The sequence below is a fragment of the Kitasatospora sp. SC0581 genome (assembly GCF_048159585.1).
Classification (GTDB): domain Bacteria; phylum Actinomycetota; class Actinomycetes; order Streptomycetales; family Streptomycetaceae; genus Kitasatospora.
The window spans coordinates 376,347-396,024 of record NZ_JBLRWA010000002.1 but is presented as its reverse complement, the minus strand read 5'-3'; the positions used below and the strand labels follow the sequence as shown (position 1 = coordinate 396,024).

18 protein-coding genes are annotated in these 19,678 nt (G+C 73.8%); 6 read left to right on the top strand and 12 right to left on the bottom strand.

The genetic code is table 11. From position 1 onward, the window contains the following. Positions 1 to 59: 59 nt before the first annotated feature. On the top strand, positions 60 to 1,844 hold the full coding sequence (gene pknB / locus ACLWS4_RS04900) for a Stk1 family PASTA domain-containing Ser/Thr kinase (RefSeq protein ID WP_416873551.1): 1,785 nt from the start codon (positions 60 to 62) through the stop codon (positions 1,842 to 1,844). 13 nt (positions 1,845 to 1,857) lie between these two features. Here the strand turns inward: pknB and ACLWS4_RS04895 are convergent, their stop codons facing one another. Then, positions 1,858 to 2,487: a molybdopterin-dependent oxidoreductase gene (locus tag ACLWS4_RS04895; protein WP_375877453.1), complete on the bottom strand. Its 630-nt coding sequence runs from the start codon at positions 2,485 to 2,487 to the stop codon at positions 1,858 to 1,860. Positions 2,488 to 2,764: 277 nt separating this feature from the next. Between ACLWS4_RS04895 and bfr the strand changes: the two genes are divergently transcribed. After that, positions 2,765 to 3,244 carry a bacterioferritin gene (gene bfr / locus ACLWS4_RS04890; RefSeq protein WP_049655380.1) on the top strand — a complete coding sequence of 160 codons (480 nt, stop codon included), beginning with the start codon at positions 2,765 to 2,767 and terminating at the stop codon, positions 3,242 to 3,244. 40 nt (positions 3,245 to 3,284) lie between these two features. Here the strand turns inward: bfr and ACLWS4_RS04885 are convergent, their stop codons facing one another. Together ACLWS4_RS04885 and ACLWS4_RS04880 are read right to left on the bottom strand one after the other, a co-directional pair. Continuing rightward, the gene (locus tag ACLWS4_RS04885; protein ID WP_416873439.1) at positions 3,285 to 3,572 is read right to left on the bottom strand and encodes a (2Fe-2S)-binding protein; all 288 of its coding nucleotides are present in this window, start codon (positions 3,570 to 3,572) and stop codon (positions 3,285 to 3,287) included. A gap of 172 nt (positions 3,573 to 3,744) precedes the next feature. After that, positions 3,745 to 5,094: a class II 3-deoxy-7-phosphoheptulonate synthase gene (locus ACLWS4_RS04880; RefSeq protein WP_049655382.1), complete on the bottom strand. Its 1,350-nt coding sequence runs from the start codon at positions 5,092 to 5,094 to the stop codon at positions 3,745 to 3,747. A 302-nt stretch (positions 5,095 to 5,396) separates the two neighbouring features. On the opposite strand from ACLWS4_RS04880, the gene ACLWS4_RS04875 reads away from it, so the two are divergent. Beyond that, a complete protein-coding gene (locus ACLWS4_RS04875; RefSeq protein ID WP_074000902.1) occupies positions 5,397 to 7,334 on the top strand; it encodes an anthranilate synthase family protein in 1,938 nt (645 codons plus the stop codon). A 33-nt stretch (positions 7,335 to 7,367) separates the two neighbouring features. On the opposite strand, the gene ACLWS4_RS04870 is transcribed toward ACLWS4_RS04875, so the two are convergent. Genes ACLWS4_RS04870 through ACLWS4_RS04860 form a run of 3 tightly spaced genes read right to left on the bottom strand, consistent with a single transcriptional unit; the run spans position 7,368 to position 10,217 of the window. Continuing rightward, positions 7,368 to 8,063, bottom strand: coding sequence for a response regulator (locus tag ACLWS4_RS04870; protein WP_369808377.1), 696 nt, complete (start codon positions 8,061 to 8,063; stop codon positions 7,368 to 7,370). Next, the gene (macS, locus tag ACLWS4_RS04865) at positions 8,060 to 9,301 is read right to left on the bottom strand and encodes a MacS family sensor histidine kinase (protein WP_387819661.1); all 1,242 of its coding nucleotides are present in this window, start codon (positions 9,299 to 9,301) and stop codon (positions 8,060 to 8,062) included. The genes ACLWS4_RS04870 and macS overlap by 4 nt, the downstream gene beginning before the upstream one ends. A 58-nt stretch (positions 9,302 to 9,359) precedes the next feature. After that, positions 9,360 to 10,217, bottom strand: a complete 858-nt coding sequence (locus ACLWS4_RS04860; protein ID WP_074000901.1) for a lysophospholipid acyltransferase family protein — start codon at positions 10,215 to 10,217, stop codon at positions 9,360 to 9,362. Positions 10,218 to 10,417: 200 nt separating this feature from the next. Between ACLWS4_RS04860 and ACLWS4_RS04855 the strand changes: the two genes are divergently transcribed. Together ACLWS4_RS04855 and ACLWS4_RS04850 are read left to right on the top strand one after the other, a co-directional pair. Continuing rightward, positions 10,418 to 11,212 (top strand): alpha/beta hydrolase, encoded by a 795-nt coding sequence (locus ACLWS4_RS04855; RefSeq protein WP_049659385.1) that lies wholly within the window; start codon positions 10,418 to 10,420, stop codon positions 11,210 to 11,212. Between the two features lie 10 nt (positions 11,213 to 11,222). Next, entirely contained in the window at positions 11,223 to 11,981 is a 759-nt protein-coding gene (locus ACLWS4_RS04850; RefSeq protein ID WP_053112481.1) for a hypothetical protein, read from the top strand. Here ACLWS4_RS04850 and ACLWS4_RS04845 read toward each other — a convergent pair. From ACLWS4_RS04845 to ACLWS4_RS04825, 5 genes are all read right to left on the bottom strand, one after another. Beyond that, positions 11,978 to 12,808, bottom strand: a complete 831-nt coding sequence (locus tag ACLWS4_RS04845) for an endonuclease/exonuclease/phosphatase family protein (RefSeq protein ID WP_416873438.1) — start codon at positions 12,806 to 12,808, stop codon at positions 11,978 to 11,980. The two genes, ACLWS4_RS04850 and ACLWS4_RS04845, sit on opposite strands and share 4 nt — an antisense overlap. Positions 12,809 to 12,942: 134 nt before the next feature. After that, positions 12,943 to 13,887 carry an ROK family glucokinase gene (locus tag ACLWS4_RS04840; protein ID WP_416873437.1) on the bottom strand — a complete coding sequence of 315 codons (945 nt, stop codon included), beginning with the start codon at positions 13,885 to 13,887 and terminating at the stop codon, positions 12,943 to 12,945. A 191-nt stretch (positions 13,888 to 14,078) separates the two neighbouring features. Then, on the bottom strand, positions 14,079 to 14,507 hold the full coding sequence (locus tag ACLWS4_RS04835; protein WP_416873436.1) for a DUF5304 family protein: 429 nt from the start codon (positions 14,505 to 14,507) through the stop codon (positions 14,079 to 14,081). Between the two features lie 149 nt (positions 14,508 to 14,656). Next, positions 14,657 to 15,829: an ArsA family ATPase gene (locus ACLWS4_RS04830; protein WP_074000897.1), complete on the bottom strand. Its 1,173-nt coding sequence runs from the start codon at positions 15,827 to 15,829 to the stop codon at positions 14,657 to 14,659. 25 nt (positions 15,830 to 15,854) lie between these two features. Then, on the bottom strand, positions 15,855 to 16,289 hold the full coding sequence (locus tag ACLWS4_RS04825; RefSeq protein WP_049657553.1) for an SRPBCC family protein: 435 nt from the start codon (positions 16,287 to 16,289) through the stop codon (positions 15,855 to 15,857). A 323-nt stretch (positions 16,290 to 16,612) separates the two neighbouring features. On the opposite strand from ACLWS4_RS04825, the gene ACLWS4_RS04820 reads away from it, so the two are divergent. Next, a complete protein-coding gene (locus ACLWS4_RS04820) occupies positions 16,613 to 18,406 on the top strand; it encodes an AMP-dependent synthetase/ligase (protein WP_117487455.1) in 1,794 nt (597 codons plus the stop codon). A 62-nt stretch (positions 18,407 to 18,468) separates the two neighbouring features. Here the strand turns inward: ACLWS4_RS04820 and ACLWS4_RS04815 are convergent, their stop codons facing one another. Further along, positions 18,469 to 19,605, bottom strand: a complete 1,137-nt coding sequence (locus ACLWS4_RS04815; protein ID WP_049657557.1) for a glycosyltransferase family 4 protein — start codon at positions 19,603 to 19,605, stop codon at positions 18,469 to 18,471. Between the last annotated feature and the right edge of the window lie 73 nt (positions 19,606 to 19,678).

Here is a 19,678-nt window from a genome sequence, read left to right as displayed (position 1 = left end):
CCCGGAGGCGGTGTCCGCCGGGACCGGGCGGTCCCGCACCCTAGACTCTCCGAGTGGACATGGCACTGCACGACCCCCTGATCGGCGCCCTGCTCGACAACCGGTACCGGGTCGAGCAGCGGATCGCGACCGGCGGGATGTCCACCGTCTACCGGGGCACCGACACCCGGCTGGACCGGGTGGTCGCGCTCAAGGTGATGCACCCCTCGCTGGCCGGTGACGAGGGCTTCACCGCCCGCTTCATCCGCGAGGCCAAGGCGGTCGCCAGGCTCACCCACCCCAACGTGGTCAACGTCTTCGACCAGGGCGCGGACGGCGGCCACGTCTTCCTCGCCATGGAGTACGTGCCCGGCCGCACCCTGCGCGACCTGCTGCGCGACCGCGGCGCGCTGTCCGTCCGGGCCGCGCTGGACGTGCTGGAGCCGGTGCTCGCCGCGCTCGGCGCCGCCCACCGGGCCGGGCTGGTCCACCGCGACGTCAAGCCCGAGAACGTGCTGATCACCGAGGGCGGCCTGGTCAAGGTCGCCGACTTCGGCCTGGTCCGGGTGCTCGGCAGCGCCGACGGCGCGCCCACCTCGACCACCACCGCGACCGGCGGCACCGTCATGGGCACCGTCTCCTACCTGGCCCCCGAGCAGATCCTCCCGGACGCCCCCACCGACCAGCGGGTGGACGTCTACGCGTCCGGCATCCTGCTGTACGAGATGCTCACCGGCCGCCGCCCGCACACCGGCGACAACCCCGTCCAGGTGATGTACAAGCACCTGCACGAGGACGTCCCGGCCCCCTCGCTGGTCGCCCCCGCCGTCGGCCCCGAGCTGGACGCGATAGTGGCCGCCGCCTGCGCCCGGTCCGCCGGCGCCCGCCCGTACGACGCGGTCGAGCTGCTCGCCGCCCTCCAGCGGGTGCGCCGCACCCTCGCCCCGGCCGCGCTGGACGCCGAGCCGCCGGCCTCCACCCGCCCCAGCCCGCGCTACCCGACCAGCGAGCCGACCTCGGTGATCCAGCCGCTGCCGCGGCCCGCCGAGGCCCCGCCGACGGAGCGCACCAGCGTGCTGGACATGCCGCCGGAGCTGATGGACGAGCTGCTCGCCGAGCCGCGCCCGTACGACGAGCCGACCCCGGTGCACCGGCACCGGCCCCGGCCGGGCCCGCTGCGCCGCCTCCCCCGCCGGACGCTGGTCTGGACGGCCGCGCTGGCCGCGCTGGTGCTGGCGATCGGCGGCGTCACCTACGGGATCTCCGAGGGGCTGTACGGCTCGGTGCCGGGTGTGCTCGGCAAGGACCGGGCGGAGGCGCAGCGGGTCCTGGACAAGGAGGGCCTGCACGGCAGGTTCGTCGAGGTGTTCAGCGAGTCCGTCCCGTCCGGGCAGGTGATCGCCACCGACCCCGGGGTGGGCGCGCGCACCCGCAAGAGCGACAGCGTCACCGTCACCCTCTCCAAGGGCCCCAAGCGGATCGCGGTGCCGGACCTCACCGGGAAGAGCGCCGCCGACGCCGCCGCGGCCCTGACCGGCGCCCAGCTGACCAGGGGCGGCGTGACCGAGACCTACGACGACACGGTGCCCGAGGGCTCGGTGATCAGCAGCTCGCCGGCGGCCGGGCAGCTGCTGCAGGAGAACAGCGCGGTGTCGCTGGTGGTCAGCAAGGGCATGGTGCCGGTCCCGAACGTCACCGGGATGGGCAAGGACGAGGCGCAGAAGGCGCTCCAGGCCGCGGGCTTCACCATGCAGACCAGCGGCTGGGACGTGTTCGGCGCGGTCACCTCCTCCGGCCAGAGCCCGGCGGCGGGCGAGCGGCGCCCGCAGCGCAGCGTGGTGACCGTCAAGTTCTCGCTGTTCTAGGCCCCGGGCGGGCTCAGCGCAGCGGCCCGTCGCCGGGCTCCTCCTGGTAGGAGTAGCGCTGCTCGCCCCAGGGGTCGGCGAGGTTGTGGTAGCCGCGCTCCTCCCAGAAGCCGCGCCGGTCGGCCCGCATGTACTCGACCGCGCGCACCCACTTGGGGCCCTTCCAGGCGTACAGCCGCGGCACCACCAGCCGGACCGGGAAGCCGTGTTCGGCGGTGAGCGCCTCGCCGTTGCGGTGGGTGGCGAGCAGCGTGCGCGGGTCGGCGAAGTCGGCCAGGCGCAGGTTGGCGCTGTAGCCGTACTCGGCCCAGACCATGACGTGGGTGACGCCCGGCGCCGGGGGCACCAGGTCGAGCACGGCGGCGGCCGACACGCCCGTCCACTCGTTGCCGAGCACCGAGAACTTGGTCACGCAGTGCAGGTCCCCGACGACGGTGCTGCGCGGCAGGGCGCCGAAGGCCTCGAAGTCCCAGCTGTGCTTCTCCGCCGAGGCGGTGGCGCCGAACACCTGGAGGTCCCAGGTCAGCGGCTTGAAGCGGGGCACCGGCCCGTAGTGCAGGGCGGGCCAGCCGCGCTGCGCGCGCTGTCCCGGGGGGAGCCTCGGGTCAGACGGCGGAAGCGGTTCGTGTTTCGACTGACCCATGGATCCATGGTGACAGACGGCGGACGAGCCTCGGCGCGCGCCCCTTTGCGCGGATCCGCGCCCCTGCCCGTACGGCCCAGCGGTCGGCCGCCCACCAGCACGTTTCACCATGAATCGGATATTCCGACACATGTCCTAGTGAGTGTGAACTTACTGGAATTTCCTCCCAAAGCGGTGCCAGGATGCGCAGCGCAGGACTCAGTACCGGACCCACCGCAGGACTTCACGCAGGACTCAGCGCAGGACACACGGCAGCACGAGTGCAGGAGGCATCACCATGCAGGGCGATCCCGAGGTCATCGAGTTCCTCAACGAGCAGCTCACCGCCGAGCTGACCGCGATCAACCAGTACTTCCTGCACGCCAAGATGCAGGAGAACTTCGGCTGGACGAAGCTCGCCAAGTACACCCGGCACGAGTCCTTCGACGAGATGAAGCACGCCGAGACGCTCACCGACCGGATCCTGTTCCTGGAGGGGCTGCCCAACTACCAGCGGCTGTTCCACGTCCGGATCGGCCAGACGGTCAAGGAGATGTTCGAGGCGGACCGCCAGATCGAGGTCGAGGCGATCGACCGGCTCAAGCGCGGGATCGTGGTGATGCGGGCCAAGAACGACGTCACCTCGGCGAACATCTTCGAGGACATCCTGGCCGACGAGGAGCACCACATCGACTACCTCGACACCCAGCTGGAGCTGCTGGAGAAGCTCGGCGAGGCGCTCTACCTCGCCACGGTGATCGAGCAGCCGGAGTCCTGAGGCCGCGGCCCACCCGGCCCGGTCAGGCAGCCCGGTCCGGTCAGGCCGCCCGGTTCGCCCGGGTCACCCGCAGCGGGACCACCGGGGCGGCCTCCGGGGCCGGAGCCGACGGCGCCGCCGGGTCCTCCGGGTCCGCGAGGCCGAGCTTCGCGGCCAGCCGGGCGGTCGGGCAGGGGCGGGCGCCGTGCTCGCCGAGCAGCGCCTGGATGCGCCGCACGCAGGACCCGCAGTCGGTGCCGGCCCGGCAGCCCTTCGCTATCTGGCGCGGGGTGTTGGCACCGCCGTCGATCGCCTTCTTCACCTGGTCCTCGGTGACCGCATGGCACATGCACACGTACATCGCGGTCTCTCCCGGGAGTGAAGCGGAGTGGATCTTGACTAAGGTCAGCCTTAGTTCACTGAGGCTTACCTTACCCGGCGAAACGGGTACGAAAAAGCCCCTCCGGGCTCGGGGACACCGAATCCGGAGGGGCCTTCGTCACATCGGACGGGCACCGGGCCTACTGGCCGCGGTACATCTCCGCCACCAGGAACGCCAGGTCCAGCGACTGGCTGCGGTTGAGGCGCGGGTCGCAGGCCGTCTCGTAGCGCTGGTGCAGGTCGTCCACCAGGACCTCGTCGCCGCCGCCGACGCACTCGGTGACGTCGTCGCCGGTCAGCTCCACGTGGATGCCGCCCGGGTGGGTGCCGAGCGCGCGGTGCACCTCGAAGAAGCCCTTGACCTCGTCCAGGACGTCGTCGAAGCGGCGGGTCTTGTGCCCGCTGGAGGCCTCGAAGGTGTTGCCGTGCATCGGGTCGCAGATCCACACCGGCCGGGCGCCGGAGGCGGTGACCTTCTCCACCAGGGTGGGCAGGTGCTCGCGGATCTTGCCCGCGCCCATCCGGGTGATGAAGGTCAGGCGGCCGGGCTCGCGCTCCGGGTCCAGCTTCTCGATCAGGGCGAGCGCGTCGTCGACCGAGGTGGTCGGGCCGAGCTTGACGCCGATCGGGTTGCGGATCTTCGAGGCGAACTCGATGTGCGCGTGGTCCAGCTGCCGGGTGCGCTCGCCGATCCACACCATGTGGCCGGAGACGTCGTACAGCTCGCCGGTGCGCGAGTCCACGCGGGTCAGCGCGGTCTCGTAGTCCAGGACCAGCGCCTCGTGCGAGGAGAAGAACTCGACCGCCTTGAACTCCTCCGGCACCACGCCGCAGGCGCTCATGAACGCCAGGGCGTTGTCGATCTCCCGGGCGAGCTGCTCGTAGCGCTGGCCGGCCGGCGAGTTGCGGACGAAGTCCTGGTTCCAGGCGTGCACCTGGCGCAGGTCCGCGTAGCCACCGGTGGTGAAGGCGCGCACCAGGTTGAGCGTCGCGGCGGACGCGTTGTACATCCGCTTCAGGCGCTCGGGGTTCGGGATGCGGGACTCGGGGGTGAACTCGAAGCCGTTCACCGAGTCGCCCCGGTAGACCGGCAGGGTCACGCCGTCGCGGGTCTCGGTCGACTTGGAGCGCGGCTTGGAGTACTGGCCGGCGATGCGGCCGACCTTCACCACCGGCACCGAGGCCGCGTACGTCAGTACGGCGGCCATCTGGAGCAGCGTCTTCAGCTTGTTGCGGATGTGCTCCGCCGAAACGCCGTCGAAGGCCTCGGCACAGTCACCGCCCTGGAGGAGGAAGGCCTCCCCGCGCGCCACGGCTCCGAGCCGGGCGCGCAGCTGGTCGCACTCGCCGGCGAAGACGAGCGGCGGATAGGACGCGAGCTCGGCAAGGGTCTTGCGCAGAGCCTCTTGGTCCGGCCATTCAGGCTGCTGCGCCGCGGGCAGGGACTGCCAGGAGTGGGCAGCCCTCGATGTCTCAGTCGTAGCGGTCACACCGCCAAGGCTACGGGGTGGCAGGAGTGACTCGTGCCTATTGCCCGAGGAATGAGACACATCTCGGACAAAGACGTGATGCCCCTCACCCGCCCCGACGCATCCGCTAGTCTCGAACCATGCACGCGCCCCACAGCCACTCCTGGTGGTGGGCCTCCCCCCAGGGTGGCCCACAACTGGCGCGTTCCTAGACGAACACGACGGCCGCCCCTCGGGGCGGCCGTCGGCGTCTGAGCAGACGGCCCTCCGGGAGCGGACCTTGCACCGCCTCTCACCAGTCCACCCGGAAGGAAGCCGTTCCCGTGACCACCGCTGTCGACCTGCTCGCCCGTCTCACCGGCCCCGATGCCCCCGCGTTCGCCCTGCTGCACCGCCGCACGCCCCGGCTCAGCCCGGACACCGTCGAGGTGCTGCTGGGCACCGTCGACAGCTACGAGCACCTCGCCGACCTGCCCGTACGCAGCGGCCCACCGGCCGGCGGCGGCCCGGTGCACGACCTGCTCGCACTCGTCCCGTACCGCCAGATCCGCGAGCGCGGCTTCGAGGCGCACGACGACGACACCCCGCTCCAGGCCCTCTCGGTGACCGAGCAGCACGCCCTGCCGTTGGCCGAATTCACCTACGCCCTACCGAAGTTGCCGGTCTCACTTGCCGGTGGCGGGTTCGATGTGGACGACGACGCGTACGCCGCGATCGTCCGCCGGGTGATCCAGGACGAGATCGGGAACGGCGAGGGCGCCAACTTCGTCATCCGGCGCGACTTCCACGCGACGATGGAGGACTTCTCCCCCGAGCTCGCGCTGACGCTCTTCCGGCGGCTGCTGGAGCAGGAGCGCGGCGCGTACTGGACCTTCCTGGTGCACACCGGCGACCGGGTCCTGGTCGGCGCCTCCCCCGAGGTGCACGTCCGGCAGAGCGGCGGCACCGTCGTGATGAACCCGATCTCCGGCACCTACCGCTACCCGGCCGGCGGCTCCGACCTCGACTCGCTACTCCAGTTCCTGCACGACCCCAAGGAGTTGGAGGAGCTCACCATGGTCGTGGACGAGGAGCTCAAGATGATGTGCACGGTCGGCGACCTCGGCGGCCAGGTGCTCGGGCCCCGGCTCAAGGAGATGGCCCACCTCGCCCACACCGAGTACGAGCTGCGCGGGCGCACCTCGCTGGACGTCCGCGACGTGCTCCGCGAGACGATGTTCGCGGCCACCGTCACGGGCAGCCCGGTCGAGAACGCCACCCGGGTGATCAAGCGCTACGAGCCCACCGGACGCGGCTACTACTCCGGCGCGCTCGCCCTGATCGGCCGCGCCGCCAGCGGCGGGCAGCTGCTGGACTCGCCGATCTGCATCCGCACCGCCGACATCGACCCGGCCACCGGCCGACTGGTCGTCCGGGTCGGCGCCACCCTGGTGCGCCACTCCGTCCCGGAGTCCGAGGTCGCCGAGACCCACGCCAAGGCCGCCGGCGTGCTCACCGCGATCGGCGCCCGGCCCGCGCCCACCCGGCTGCCCCACCCGACCGGGCCCCGGCTCGCCGACGACCACCGGGTGCAGGCCGCCCTGGACTCCCGCCGGGCCGACCTCGCGCCGTTCTGGCTGCGGATGCAGCAGCCGGCCGAGATCACCGAGGCCGAGCCGACCCTGGTCGTGGACGGCGAGGACACCTTCACCTCGATGCTCTCCCACCTGCTCGGCTCGCTCGGCCACCGGGTGACGGTGGCCCGCTACGACGAGCCGGGGCTGCGCGAGCGGGTCGCGGCGCACCGGGGCGCGCTGGTGCTCGGCCCCGGCCCGGGCGACCCGGCGCTCGCCGACGACCCCAAGATGGTGCTGCTGCGGCCGATCGTCGCGGACGCGCTGGCCGCCGTCCGCTCCGGCGCCCGCACCTCGCCGCTGCTCGCGGTCTGCCTGAGCCACCAGCTGCTGGCCGCCGAACTCGGGCTCCCGCTGGGCCGCAAGGCCGTCCCGTACCAGGGGGCGCAGGAGCGCATCGACCTGTTCGGCGCCAAGCGCACGGTCGGCTTCTACAACACCTTCACCGCGCGCTGCTCGGAGGCCGACGCGGCGCGGCTCCTCGGCGAGGGCGTCGAGGTCTCCCGGGACGCCGCCACCGGCGACGTGCACGCGCTGCGCGGGCACGGCTTCGCGGGGCTCCAGTTCCACCCGGAGTCGGTGCTCACCCGTGACGGGGTCGGCATCGTGGCGGGCCTGCTGCGCGAGGCGACGGCCGCGCTGCGCTGAGCCGGCGGCGCCGTGGAGCAGGCCGGGCGGCGCTCAGATCTCGTCGTCCAGGCCCTGCTCGATGGCGTACCGGACCAGCTCCACCCGGTTGTGCAGCTGCAGCTTCCCGAGCGTGTTCTGCACGTGGTTCTGCACCGTCCGGTGCGACAGCACCAGCCGGTCGGCTATCTGCCGGTACGACAGTCCCTTGGCCACCAGCCGGAGCACCTCCGTCTCCCGGGCGGTCAGCTGCGGGGCGGCCGGCGCCGAGGCCGGGGCCGGCTCGGCGGCCAGCCGGCGGAACTCGCCGAGCACCAGCCCGGCCAGGCCCGGGGTGAACACCGCGTCGCCGACGGCCGTGCGGCGCACCGCGTCCAGCAGCTCCTCCCGCCCGGCCGACTTCACCAGGTAGCCGGTCGCGCCGGACTTCACCGCCTCCAGCACGTCCTGGTGCTCGCCGCTGGCCGACAGCACCAGCACCCGGACCGCCGGGTCGTGCGCGACAACCTGGCGGCACACCTCCGCGCCGGACAGGCTGGGCAGGTTGAGGTCCAGCACGACCACCTGCGGCGTGCAGGCACGGGCCCGGCGCACGGCCTCCTCGCCGTCGCCCGCGGTGGCCACCACGTCCAGTCCGGCCTCGGCGAGGTCGCGCGAGACGGCGTCCCGCCACATCGGGTGGTCGTCCACCACCATCACCCGCACCGGCCGGTCGGCGGTCGGCTGGTCGGTCATCGGCTGGTCGGTCATGGAGTGGCCTTCCTCGGGACGCGCAGTTCGACCTCGACGCCCTCCCCGGGCGCCGAGTACAGCTCGGCCGTGCCGCCGAGGTCCAGCAGCCGGCCGCGGATGGACTGGGAGACGCCGAGCCGCCCGGCCTGCTCCGCCTCGCCGAGCCGGCCGGGGGCGAAGCCGGGGCCGTCGTCGCGGATGCTGACCGTGACGGCCTCCGGCTCGTCCTCGACCAGGATCCAGGCCCGGGCCCGCTCCCCCGCGTGCTTGCGCACGTTGTCGACGGCGGCGCCGACCGCCGCCGCGAGCTCGCCCGCCGCCGCACCGGGCAGCGGCACCGGGGTGCCGGGGGCGGAGAGCGTGATCCGCTCGTCCGCGTACGGGCGCAGCAGCGCGGTGAGGTCGCGCGGGGCGTCCGGGTCCGGCGGCTCGGCGGCGTCGGACCGCGGCGCGCGCTGCTCCGGCAGCGGACCGCCCGTCATCAGGGCCCGCAGCGCGCGCTCCTGTTCACCGGCCAGCCGGCCGAGCTCGGCGAAGTCCGTACCGGAGCCCGTCCCGCCGCCCGGCTCCGTACCGCTCAGCTCCGCGCCGCGCCGCTGGACCAGGGCGAGCACCTGGAGCACGCCGTCGTGGATGTCCCGGGAGAGCCGCTCGCGCTCCCGGGTGGCCGCCTCGACCTGGAGCGCCCGGGTGAGGGTGGCCTCGCTGGCCCGGGCCAGCTCGATCACGTAGCCGATCGCGCAGCCGGCCACCATCAGCAGCACGATGTTGTGGATGTTGTCGCCGGTCGGCCCGCCGTGGCCGAGGATGTTGGCGACGCCGATCACCGAGCCCGAGGCCGCCGCCGGGCGCCAGCCGCCCTTCGCGGCGAAGCCCAGCACCGTGCCGGCCGCCCAGATGGTCGGCAGGGTGGGCGCGCCGTGGCTGATCCGGGCCGGGGAGTCGGTCATGCCGCTCATCACGATGCCGGTGACGGCGAGGGCGAGGTCGGTGCCCAGGACGAACCGGGTGCAGCGCTGCGGGTTGGCGAAGGCCCGGGTGCTGGCCAGGGTCCACAGGGTCAGCGCGCCGAGGAAGATCCAGCCGGCCACCGGGTGCAGGAAGTGCAGGTACGAGTTGAAGTACCGCAGCAGCGCGTAGCACAGGGCCAGCACCCGGAAGTAGGAGATCGCCTTCCAGAGCGGGAGTTCGACGGACATGCCGCCGGCCGCCACCGTGCCGCCGACCGCGCCGGCTCTGCCGCCGTCGTCCGTCATCCGCCCCGCCCCTCCCCGGGCCTGTCCGGGCGGCCGCTCGGAGCGGCCGCCCGGACGCCTACTCCGGCTTCTCCGGCTTCTCCGCGGTGCCCGCCCCGGCGGACTTCTCGGCCTCGGCCGCCTTCTCCGCCTCGGCGGCCCGCTCGGCCTTCTCCGCCTTCTCGGCCTCGGCCGCCTCCGCCTTCTCCGCCTTGGCGGCGGCCCGGCGCTCGGCGTCGGCCTTCTTCTTGTCCTCGGCGATCTGCCGCTTGGCGGCGGTCGCGTAGATGTCCACGTACTCCTGGCCGGAGAGCCGCATGATCTCGTACATCACCTCGTCCGTCACCGAACGGAGGATGAAGCGGTCGTTCTCCATGCCGTGGTAGCGGGAGAAGTCCAGCGGGCGGCCGATCCGGATGCCGGGGCGGATGCCGAAGTTGGGGACCACCTGGCCGGGCGGCTGCACCTTCTCGGTGTCGATCATGGCGACCGGGATCACCGGGGCGCCGGTGGCCAGCGCGACGCGGGCCAGGCCGCCGACCTTGCCGCGGTACAGCTTGCCGTCGGGCGAACGGGTGCCCTCGGGGTAGACGCCGAACAGCTCGCCCTCCTCCAGCACCGCGATGGCGCTGCGGATCGCGGCCTCGCCGGCGCCGCGCACGCCCGAGCGGTCCACCGGCAGCTGGCCGACGCCCTTGAAGAACGCGGCGGTCAACCGGCCCTTGAGGCCCGGGGTGTTGAAGTACTCGGCCTTCGCGATGAAGGTGACCCGGCGCTTGATCAGCGCGGGGAAGAAGAACGAGTCCGAGAAGGACAGGTGGTTGCTCGCGATGATCGCCGCACCCTCGGTGGGGATGTTCTCCTCGCCCTCGATCCAGGGCCGGAAGAAGATCCGAAGCAGTGGCGCGACGATCATCTTCATCAGTCGGTAGAACAACCCGGGCCTCCTGTTATGCGGACCGGTCGATCCTAATGCCCCGCGGCCGCCCGCTGTGCCCGGCCCCGCCGTAGCGGCCGTACCCGGCCTGCTCGTAGGGGGTGTACGACCCGGCGCGGAGCGTGGGACGATGCGAATTCGCAGCACCTCCCCTCCAGCGTCCCCTCCCCCAGCGCCACCCGCCCGCGAAGGAGTCCGCCATGCCGTTGCTGCCCGGTGCCGAGCCGTACCGCCACCGCGGCGGACCGGTGGGGGTGCTGCTCTGCCACGGCTTCACCGGCTCGCCGCAGTCGCTGCGGCCGTGGGCCGACGAGCTGGCGGCGGCCGGTCACACCGTGTCGCTGCCGCTGCTGCCCGGGCACGGCACCCGCTGGCAGGACATGCAGCTCACCCGCTGGGAGGACTGGTACGCCGAGGTCGAGCGGGAGCTGCTGGCGCTCGCCGAGGAGTGCGAGCAGGTCTTCGTCTGCGCGCTGTCGATGGGCGGCGCGCTGGCGCTGCGGCTCGCGGCGCTGCACGGGCCGACGGTCTCCGGCCTGGTGCTGGTCAACCCGTCGGTGCGCTCGGACACCCCCGCGAGCGCGCTGCTGCCGGTGCTGCGCCACCTGGTCCCCAGCCTGCCCGGGGTCGCCGATGACATCGCCCGGGCCGGCGTGACCGAGGTCGGCTACGACCGCACCCCGCTGCACGCCGCCTGGTCGCTGAGCCTGCTGTGGCGGGAGGTCCAGCGGCTGCTGCCGGAGGTGACCCAGCCGGTGCTGCTGTTCCACAGCCCGCAGGACCACGTCGTCTCGCCGGCCAACTCGGAACTGGTGCTGGCCCGGATATCCTCGACGGACGTGACGGAGCGGCTGTGCCAGCGCAGCTTCCACGTCGCGACGCTGGACCACGACGCGGCGGAAATATTCGCGGCCGGCCAGGACTTCATCCGACGGCTGGCTCCCGCGCACGCGGCGGGCGTCACCCGGGTCGAATCCGACGATCACCATGGCTGAAGGGCCGGAAGTGCACGAGAGCAGCACGGCGGGCGGCGGGGACGAGACTCCCCGCGAGGACGGCGCGACCAAGGACGGCGGGACGAACGCCGCCGCCCCGGGCGGTGCGCCGACGGACCGTACCGGCCCGGACGGCACCCCGACGCCCCCGCCCGTCCAGGACGTCGCCGGGGGCTCCGCCGGGAACACCGCCGAGGGCGCCCCGGGGGAGGCCGCCGAACGCCGCCCGCGCCGCGCGCCCGAGCGCAGCCAGGCCGAGCAGGACGCGATCTTCGCCGCCCTGGTGGCCCAGTTCGACGACCCGGTCGACCTCAACAACCCGAACTGGCCCGAGGTCGAGAACCTCCGGGCGCAGAACGAGCTCAAGGGCGGCCACAAGGAGGGCGGCCCCGGCGGTCGCGGCGACCAGGACGACCTCTCCGACCTCGCCCCCCAGCCCCGCCCCCGCTCCGGCCGGCCGGTGATGCCGGCGGGCGGCGCGGGCCCGCGCGACTTCGAGCTGGCCGAGGAGACCGACGAGGGCCACTTCGTCCCGCCGGAGCCCCCGCCGCTGCCGCCCGCCGACGTGACCGCCAAGTTCGCCTGGCTGGCGGTGCTCGGCGGCCCGGCGCTGCTGCTGGTCGACGCGGTGGTCTGGCGGGAGATCTCCGGCTGGCCCGCCTGGGTCGGGATCACCGCCTTCCTCGGCGGCTTCGTCACCCTGGTCGCGCGGATGAAGGACCGCGACGAGGACGAGCCGGAGGACCCGGACCACGGCGCCGTGGTCTAACCGTCCGTCCGGCCGCCCGTCGCGCCGTCCGGTCGGCCGGGCGGCAGTTCGAGGACGGCGAGCACCGGCAGGTGGTCGGTCGCGGCCCGCAGGTCGGCCTCGGTGACACCGGGCAGCCCGTGCGGCACCCCGCAGCCGAGGACGGTGATCCCGGGTGTGGCGAAGACGGCGTCGATCCGCTGGTAGGGGCGCTCCGGCACGGAGGTGAACTCGCCTCCCCAGGGCGCGGTCGGGTACCCGTCCTGGAGCCGGGAGGCCAGCAGCCGCCAGCCCGGCCCGTCCGGGTGCTCGTTGAAGTCCCCTGCCACGATGCCGAGTTCGGTGATCCCGAGCTGGTCGAGCAGCAGCTCGAACTGCCCGTACCGCTCCTCCTGGTCCAGGCTGAGGTGGCAGCTGGTGACGGTGAACGGCGCCGTGCCGGGCAGCCGCAGCAGCGCGCCGGCGAAGCCCCGGGCGTGCAGGCCGCGGGTCTTGGGCAGCAGCCGGTCGTGCACCCCCAGCAGCTCCACCGCGCCGGGCCGGCCGAGCAGCAGCGGACCGGCGGCGGTGCGGCCGCCGCCGGCCAGGACGGCCGTCCCGGTGCTCCGGGCCAGCCAGGCGGCCTGGCCCTCGGGCCGCCAGTAGCGCGGGGACTCCTGGACGCAGACCAGGTCGGGCTCGCAGGCCCGGATCACCCGGGCCAGCGCCCGCCGGTCGTCGCGCAGCGAGCGGATGTTGTAGCTGAGCAGGCGCAGCCGGCCCGGGCCGGGCGGCGGCAGCGGCTCGGCCCATACGGCGGTCGCGGCGCCGGGCCCGGCCTCGGCGGCGGTCGTGGTCACGGCGCTCATGGTCCTCCCCTGGGCGGTCACCGGAACGCTCCGACCGTACGCGGCCGGGCCGGGACGTGCGACGGCGGCGGCGCGTCCGGGAGCGGTCGGGGCCCGGTCGCACCGCCGCCGGCGGGCTCGAAGGGGTACGGCGGTTACGGGACGCGGGCGAGGTCCGCCGCGCCGACGATGCCGGCGGCGGAGCCCATCGAGGCCAGCACGACCTCGGCGCGCGGCCGGTGCACCCCGCCGGTCAGGTAGTGCTCGAAGGCCTTGGCGACCGGGTCGAGCAGCAGTCGGCCGGAGTCGGAGACGCCGCCGCCGAGCACGAAGACGGCCGGGTCGAACAGCGCGGCGAGGTCGGCCATGCCGCGGCCCAGCCAGTCGGACAGCTCGGCGTAGCACTCCAGGGCGAGCGGGTCGCCCTCCTCGGCGGCCTGGGTGATGTGGATGCCGCGGATGGTCTCGGCCACGCCGTCGTTGAGCTCCAGCATCCGGTGGCCGCGCCGCGGGTCGGCGGCGGCCTTCTCCCGGCCGTAGCGGCGCAGCGCGCGCCCGGAGCCGTACTGCTCCCAGCAGCCCTTGCCGCCGCAGCCGCAGGCCAGGCCGTCGGGGACCATGTTGAGGTGGCCGATCTCGCCGGCCACGCCGAAGCGGCCGCGGTGCAGCCGGCCGTCCAGGACGATGCCGCCGCCGATGCCGGTGCCAACGGTGATCAGCACCATGTCCTGGTGGTCGGCGGCCGCGCCGAAGCGGAACTCGGCCCAGGCCGCGCAGTTGGCGTCGTTCTCGACGACGGTGGACAGGCCGGTGAGCTCCTCGACCCGCCCGCGCAGCGGCTCGTTCTCCCAGTCGATGTTGGGGGCGAAGATCACCGTGGAGCGGTTGCTGTCGACGAAGCCGGGGGCGCCGACGCCCACCGCGGTGACGTCGGGGTGCTCCTCCTTGAGCTCGCGCACGGCCTGCGCGATGGCGTCGACCGCCCACTGCGGGTCGGCCGGGGTGGGCACCCTGGTCCGGGCCAGGATCGCGCCCGCCTCGTCGACCACGCCTGCCGCGATCTTGGTCCCGCCGACATCGACGCCGATGGTCAGAGCCATGTGTCCCTCAGCTATTCACTCGTTCCGCTGGACGGAACGCTACCGCCCAACCCGGCCCCCGTACACAGCCTCGCATACATTATCCGAAGACAACTCTGGGCCGACGCGGCCGGGATGCTTCAAAAGTCGTATCTAATCTCCTTCTTCGTGACGTACGAGAGCAGCGCGATCACCCTCCGGAAGTCACGGTTTCACTGCTTGGCGGACGGCCCGTCAGCCTCGTCAAAGCCGGAGTCACGGCCGCCATCGCCGTCGCCGTCGCCGTCGAGGTCGATCTTCTCCGTCGGCGCGCCCTGCCCGGCGGTCCAGCGGCTCTCGTGCCCGGCCACGGCGGCGCGGTAGGCGGCCAGCAGCTCACTGCCCGCGGCGGCGAGCCCGGTGCCGGCGGCGGCGAGGTGGGAGTAGACCTCCGGCTGCTGGGTGCGCAGCTTGTCGGCCAGCCCGGAGAGGGTGATCAGGGTGGTGGCGCTCGCCTCCTGGGCCTTGTCGCCGAGCGCACCGGCGAACCGGCGCACCTCGTCCACCAGCGGGCCCAGCTCCGGGCCGAACGGGTGCCCCTGGCCGCCCTGCTCGCCGTCCGGCCGGCCGCCGGGCTCGGTGCGGTCGTCGGTGCTGGTCATCGCGGGCGCCTCCTCAGCCGTGGCCGCACCCCGCGGCCCTCCGGCCCGACGCTACCCGACCGGCCGGGCCGCCCGGAAAGCCGCCGAACCCGGCCCAGGGCCCGCCAGAGCCCTGACCGAATCCGGCCGGTCCCCCCGCCGAACCCCCGTCAGCCCCGGGGCCAGAGCGCCGGGTCCGGCGCGAACCGCACCGAGAGCACGCCGTCGTGCAGCCCCGCCCCGGCCACCGTGCAGCGGCGCAGCGCGGACGGCAGGGTGAGCACCCGGCGGTGGGTGCCGACCCCGACGACCAGGTCGTCGCCCCGGCGGACCAGGTCCAGCTCGGAGCGGTCGGCGCCGGGCAGGTCGAGGTGCCAGACCAGCAGGCCCTCCTCGGCGAGCCGGTCCTCGACCGGCCAGGGCTCGGGGGCGAGCCGCTCGGGCCCGTCCCCGTCGCCGTAGAGCCGGTCGGCGACGGCCTCCAGGGTGGCGTCGTCCAGGCCGGCGACCAGCACCGGGGCGTCGGTCTCGGCGGCGAGCCCGGTCAGCTCCTCCTGCCGGCGGCGGGCCAGGGCGGCCAGCCACGGGTCGGGCGAGGAGGCGGCGGCCGCGGGCAGCGCGCCGTGCACCACCACGGCGTCCGGCCGGTGCCCGTGCAGGGCGAGCCCGGCCCGGATCCGGCGCAGCTCCGTGTACGGGTGGCCGTCCGCCCGGACGACCAGCCGGACGCTGGTGCCGGGGTCGGTGAGCGCGGCGCGGGACTCGGCCAGTGCCGCGGCGGCCTTGGTACGCCCCTCGTACAGCCAGTCGGCGGGCATCGGGACGCCGGCCAGCCCGGCCAGCAGCGGGCGCAGCGCCCGGGCGGCCTGCCGCTGCTCGGGGACGAGCCGGTCCAGGTAGCGGGCGAGCTGTTCGGGCAGGGCGAGGGCGGCGATCAGCTCGGCGGGCGGCGGGGCGAGCACGACCAGGACGTCCTGGTCGGCGGCGGGCAGGGCGCGCAGCAGGGCGAGCCGGGCGATGCCGGGGAGGGCGGTGAGCTCCTCGGGGTCGAGCTGTTCGGCGCCGAGCAGGTCGAGGGCGGGCTTGAGCCGGCCGGTGAGCGCGCCGACGGCGTAGCGGAAGGCGGCCTGCTCGTCGATCCGGGAGACGGTCAGGCCCGGTGCGTGGTGGAGCGGTTCGGGCTCCAGCCGGGTGCCGAGGGCGGAGTCCAGGGCACGGTGCGGGTCGTCGGCGGCCAGCAGCCAGGTGCGGTGGCCGCGCCGGGCGGCGTGCAGGGCGGTGGCGGCGGCCACCGTGGGTGCGCCAGCGTCGCCGCTGACCAGGATGGTGCGTGTCGCCGTCATGCCGTCCGGCCCCCGTTCGGTCGTGTCAGCCTTCGACGCGCTTCTTCAGACCGGCCAGGGCGCGGTCGATGATGACCTTCTCGGCCTTGCGCTTGATCATGCCGAGCATCGGGATCTTGACGTCCACGGCGAGCTGGTAGGTCACCTCGGTGCGGCCGCCGGCGAGCGGGGCGAGGGTGTAGGAGCCGTCCAGCGAGCGGAGCATCTGGCTGCGGACGAGGGTCCAGGAGACCTCGCGGTCGCCGTCCCAGGTGTAGGCGAGGACGTGCTCGTCGCGGATGGCGCCGGCGTCGAGCAGCAGCCGGACCTCGGCGGCGCGGCCGTCCTCGCCGGTGCCGAGGACCTCGATCTCCTTGACCTCGCCGGTCCAGGCCGGGTAGGCGGCGAAGTCGGCGATCACCGCCATGACCGTGGCCGGGGTCGCGTCGATGGTGATGCTCGACCTGGTGTGCTCCGCCATGGAATGGCCCTCCGCCTCGTCCATCTGCCTGCCGGTCCGGCCGGGGCGCGCTCGGCCCGGTCCGCCCGGAGCAGGCTATCGCGCCCGGTGGGCGGCGCGGCGGCGCGGGGCGGCCGAGGTGCGGGCGGGCGCCGGACGGCCGGGCATGTTACCGGCCGGTCGCCCTGCGCTGTCGTAGGGTGCCATTCGAACGACCCGGTCACGGCCAGGTCGGACCCGGCCGGGTGTGACACTTCGAACACCGGAGCCGACCCCCCTGGTCGAAGCTGCCTACCGGGCAGTAACGTCCTGCCGTCCCGCAGCGTCGCGAACGAGGAGCAGTCTTGCTCGACTTCAGCCTTCCGGCCCTCTACCAGGTACCGAGCGGCGGCAACCTCGCCGACCCGGTGCACCGGAACGCCGAGGAGCACCCGGACGTCGCCGTGCTCAGCCGCAAGGTGGACGGCCACTGGCAGGAGTTGACGTCGGTCCAATTCCTGGCCGAGGTGCACGCCGCCGCGAAGGGCCTGATCGCCGCGGGCATCGAGCCCGGCGACCGGGTGGCCGTCATGTCCCGCACCCGCTACGAGTGGACGCTGCTGGACTTCGCGATCTGGACGGCCGGCGCGATCGTCGTGCCGGTGTACGAGACCTCCTCCGCCGAGCAGGTCGAGTGGATCCTCGGCGACTCCGGCGCGGTCGCCGTGATCACCGAGACCGACCAGCACGTCGGGGTGGTCGCCGAGGTCCGCGACCGGCTGCCCGGGCTGGAGCACACCTGGCAGATCGACGGCGGGGCGATCGCCGCGCTGGCCACCGCCGGGCAGGACGTCCCGGACGCGACCGTCCACGAGCGCCGCCGGACCGCCGGCCCCGACGACATCGCCACCATCGTCTACACCTCGGGCACCACCGGCCGCCCGAAGGGCTGCCAGCTGACCCACGGCAACTTCCTGGCCGAGTGCGGCAACGTGGTCGAGCGCCTGGCCCCGCTGTTCCACACCGGCGAGAGCTCCGTGCTGCTCTTCCTGCCGCTGGCCCACGTGTTCGCCCGGATCGTCGAGATCGCCCCGATCATGGCGCCGATCAAGCTCGGCCACGTCTCCGACGTCCGGAACGTCACCGCCGAGCTGGCCTCCTTCAAGCCGACCCTGATCCTGGGCGTGCCCAGAGTGTTCGAGAAGGTCTACAACACCGCCCGCGCCAAGGCCCAGGCCGACGGCAAGGGCAAGATCTTCGACAAGGCCGCCGACACCGCGATCGCCTACAGCCGGGCGCTGGACGCGGGCGGCGCGGGCCTGGTCCTGCGGCTCAAGCACGCCGTCTTCGACAAGCTCGTCTACAGCAAGCTGCGCGCCGCGCTCGGCGGCCGGGCCACCCACGCCATCTCCGGCGGCGCCCCGCTCGGCGAGCGCCTGGGCCACTTCTACCGCGGCATCGGCTTCACCGTCCTGGAGGGCTACGGCCTGACGGAGACCTGCGCCGCCACCGCCTTCAACGAGTGCGCCAAACCGAAGATCGGCACGGTCGGCCAGCCGACGCCCGGCTGCTCCGTCCGGATCGCCGAGGACGGCGAGGTCCTCCTCAAGGGCCCGCACATCTCCACCGGCTACTGGAACAACCCGCAGGCCACCGCGGACGCCTTCAAGGACGGCTGGTTCGCCACCGGGGACCTCGGCTCGCTGGACTCCGAGGGCTACCTGACGATCACCGGCCGCAAGAAGGAGATCATCGTCACGGCCGGCGGCAAGAACGTCGCCCCGGCCGTGATCGAGGACCGGATCCGGGCCCACGCCCTGGTCGGCGAGGTCATGGTGGTCGGCGACCGCAAGCCCTTCATCGCCTGCCTGATCACCGTCGACCCGGACTTCTTCCCGAAGTGGAAGGAGCTCAACGGCAAGCCCGCCGACGCCACCGTCGCCGACCTCGCCGCCGACCCGGACCTGCTGGCCGCCCTCCAGAGCGCGGTGGACGACGGCAACGCGGCCGTCTCGCACGCCGAGGCGGTCAAGAAGTTCCGCCTGCTGGACACCGAGTTCTCCGAGGAGAGCGGCCACCTGACGCCCTCGCTCAAGCTCAAGCGCAACGTCGTGCTGAAGGACTACGCCGCCGAGATCGAGGCCCTGTACCGGAAGTAGGGCCGCACCGGTACGCCGAAGGGCCCCGGGGGGACTCCCCGGGGCCCTTCGGCGTACCCGCGTCAGCCGGCCAGCAGCGAGGTCAGCCGCCCGGCCAGCAGGTCCCAGCGCCAGGAGCGCTCCACCCAGCGCCGCCCGGCCTCGCCCATCCGCCGCCGCAGCTCCTCGTCGCGCAGCAGCCGTACGATCCGCTCGGCCGCCGCCGGGGCCGAGCCGCCGGGCACCACGTACCCGGTCTCGCCCTCCAGCACCGCGTCCGGCGCGCCGCCGGAGTCCCCCGCGACCACCGGCAGGCCGGTCGCCGAGGCCTCCAGGTAGACGATGCCCAGGCCCTCGACGTCCAGCCCCCCGCGCCGGGTGCGGCACGGCATCGCGAAGACGTCCCCGGCCCCGTAGTGGGCGGGCAGCTCCTCCCACGGCACCGAGCCGGTGAACCGCACCGAGTCCCGGACGCCCGTGGCGTCCGCGAGCTTCTCCAGGTCCGCCCGGTACGGGCCGCCGCCGACGATCAGCAGCACCGCGTCCGGCACGTCGGCGAGGATCTGCGGCATCGCCTCGATCAGGGTGTCCTGGCCCTTGCGGGGCACCAGCCGGGAGACGCAGACCACCACCGGCCGGTCCGCCAGCCCGAGCCGGCGGCGCACCTCGGCGCCCCCGGAGCCCGGGTGGAAGGTCGTCTCGTCCACGCCCGGCGGCAGCTGGACCATCCGGGCCGCGGCCTGCGGCCCGACCGCGGCGGCGATCCGGGAGCGGGTGTACTCGCCCAGGTAGGTCAGCACGTCGGTGCCCGCGCCGATCCGGCGCAGCAGCTGCCGGGAGACCGGCAGCTGGGCCCAGGCGGCCTCGTGCCCGTGGGTCATGCCGAGCAGCCGCCCGGCGCCGGCCCGGCGCAGCGCGGGCGCCATCAGCCCGAGCGGGGCGGCGGCGCCGAACCAGACCGAGTCGCACTTCTCCGCGCGCAGGATCTCGGCGGCCCGCCGGGTGACCCGCGGTGTGGGAACCATCACCTTCGTCCGGTCCCGGATCACCGGGAACGGCTGCTCGGCGTCGAACCGGGCCACCTCGGTGCCGTCCCGCCAGGTCGAGGCGTAGACCACGACACTGCCTGCGGGCTGACGCACGGCCATGTTGTGCACGAAGGCCTGGATGCCACCGGGGCGGGGCGGGAAGTCGTTGGTGACGATCAAGGTTCTGTGCATCAGGCCACGGCTCGCTCGGTCGGGGGGTGCGCGGTGTACCGCTGGGTGATCCGTACGATAGGTCAACACCATG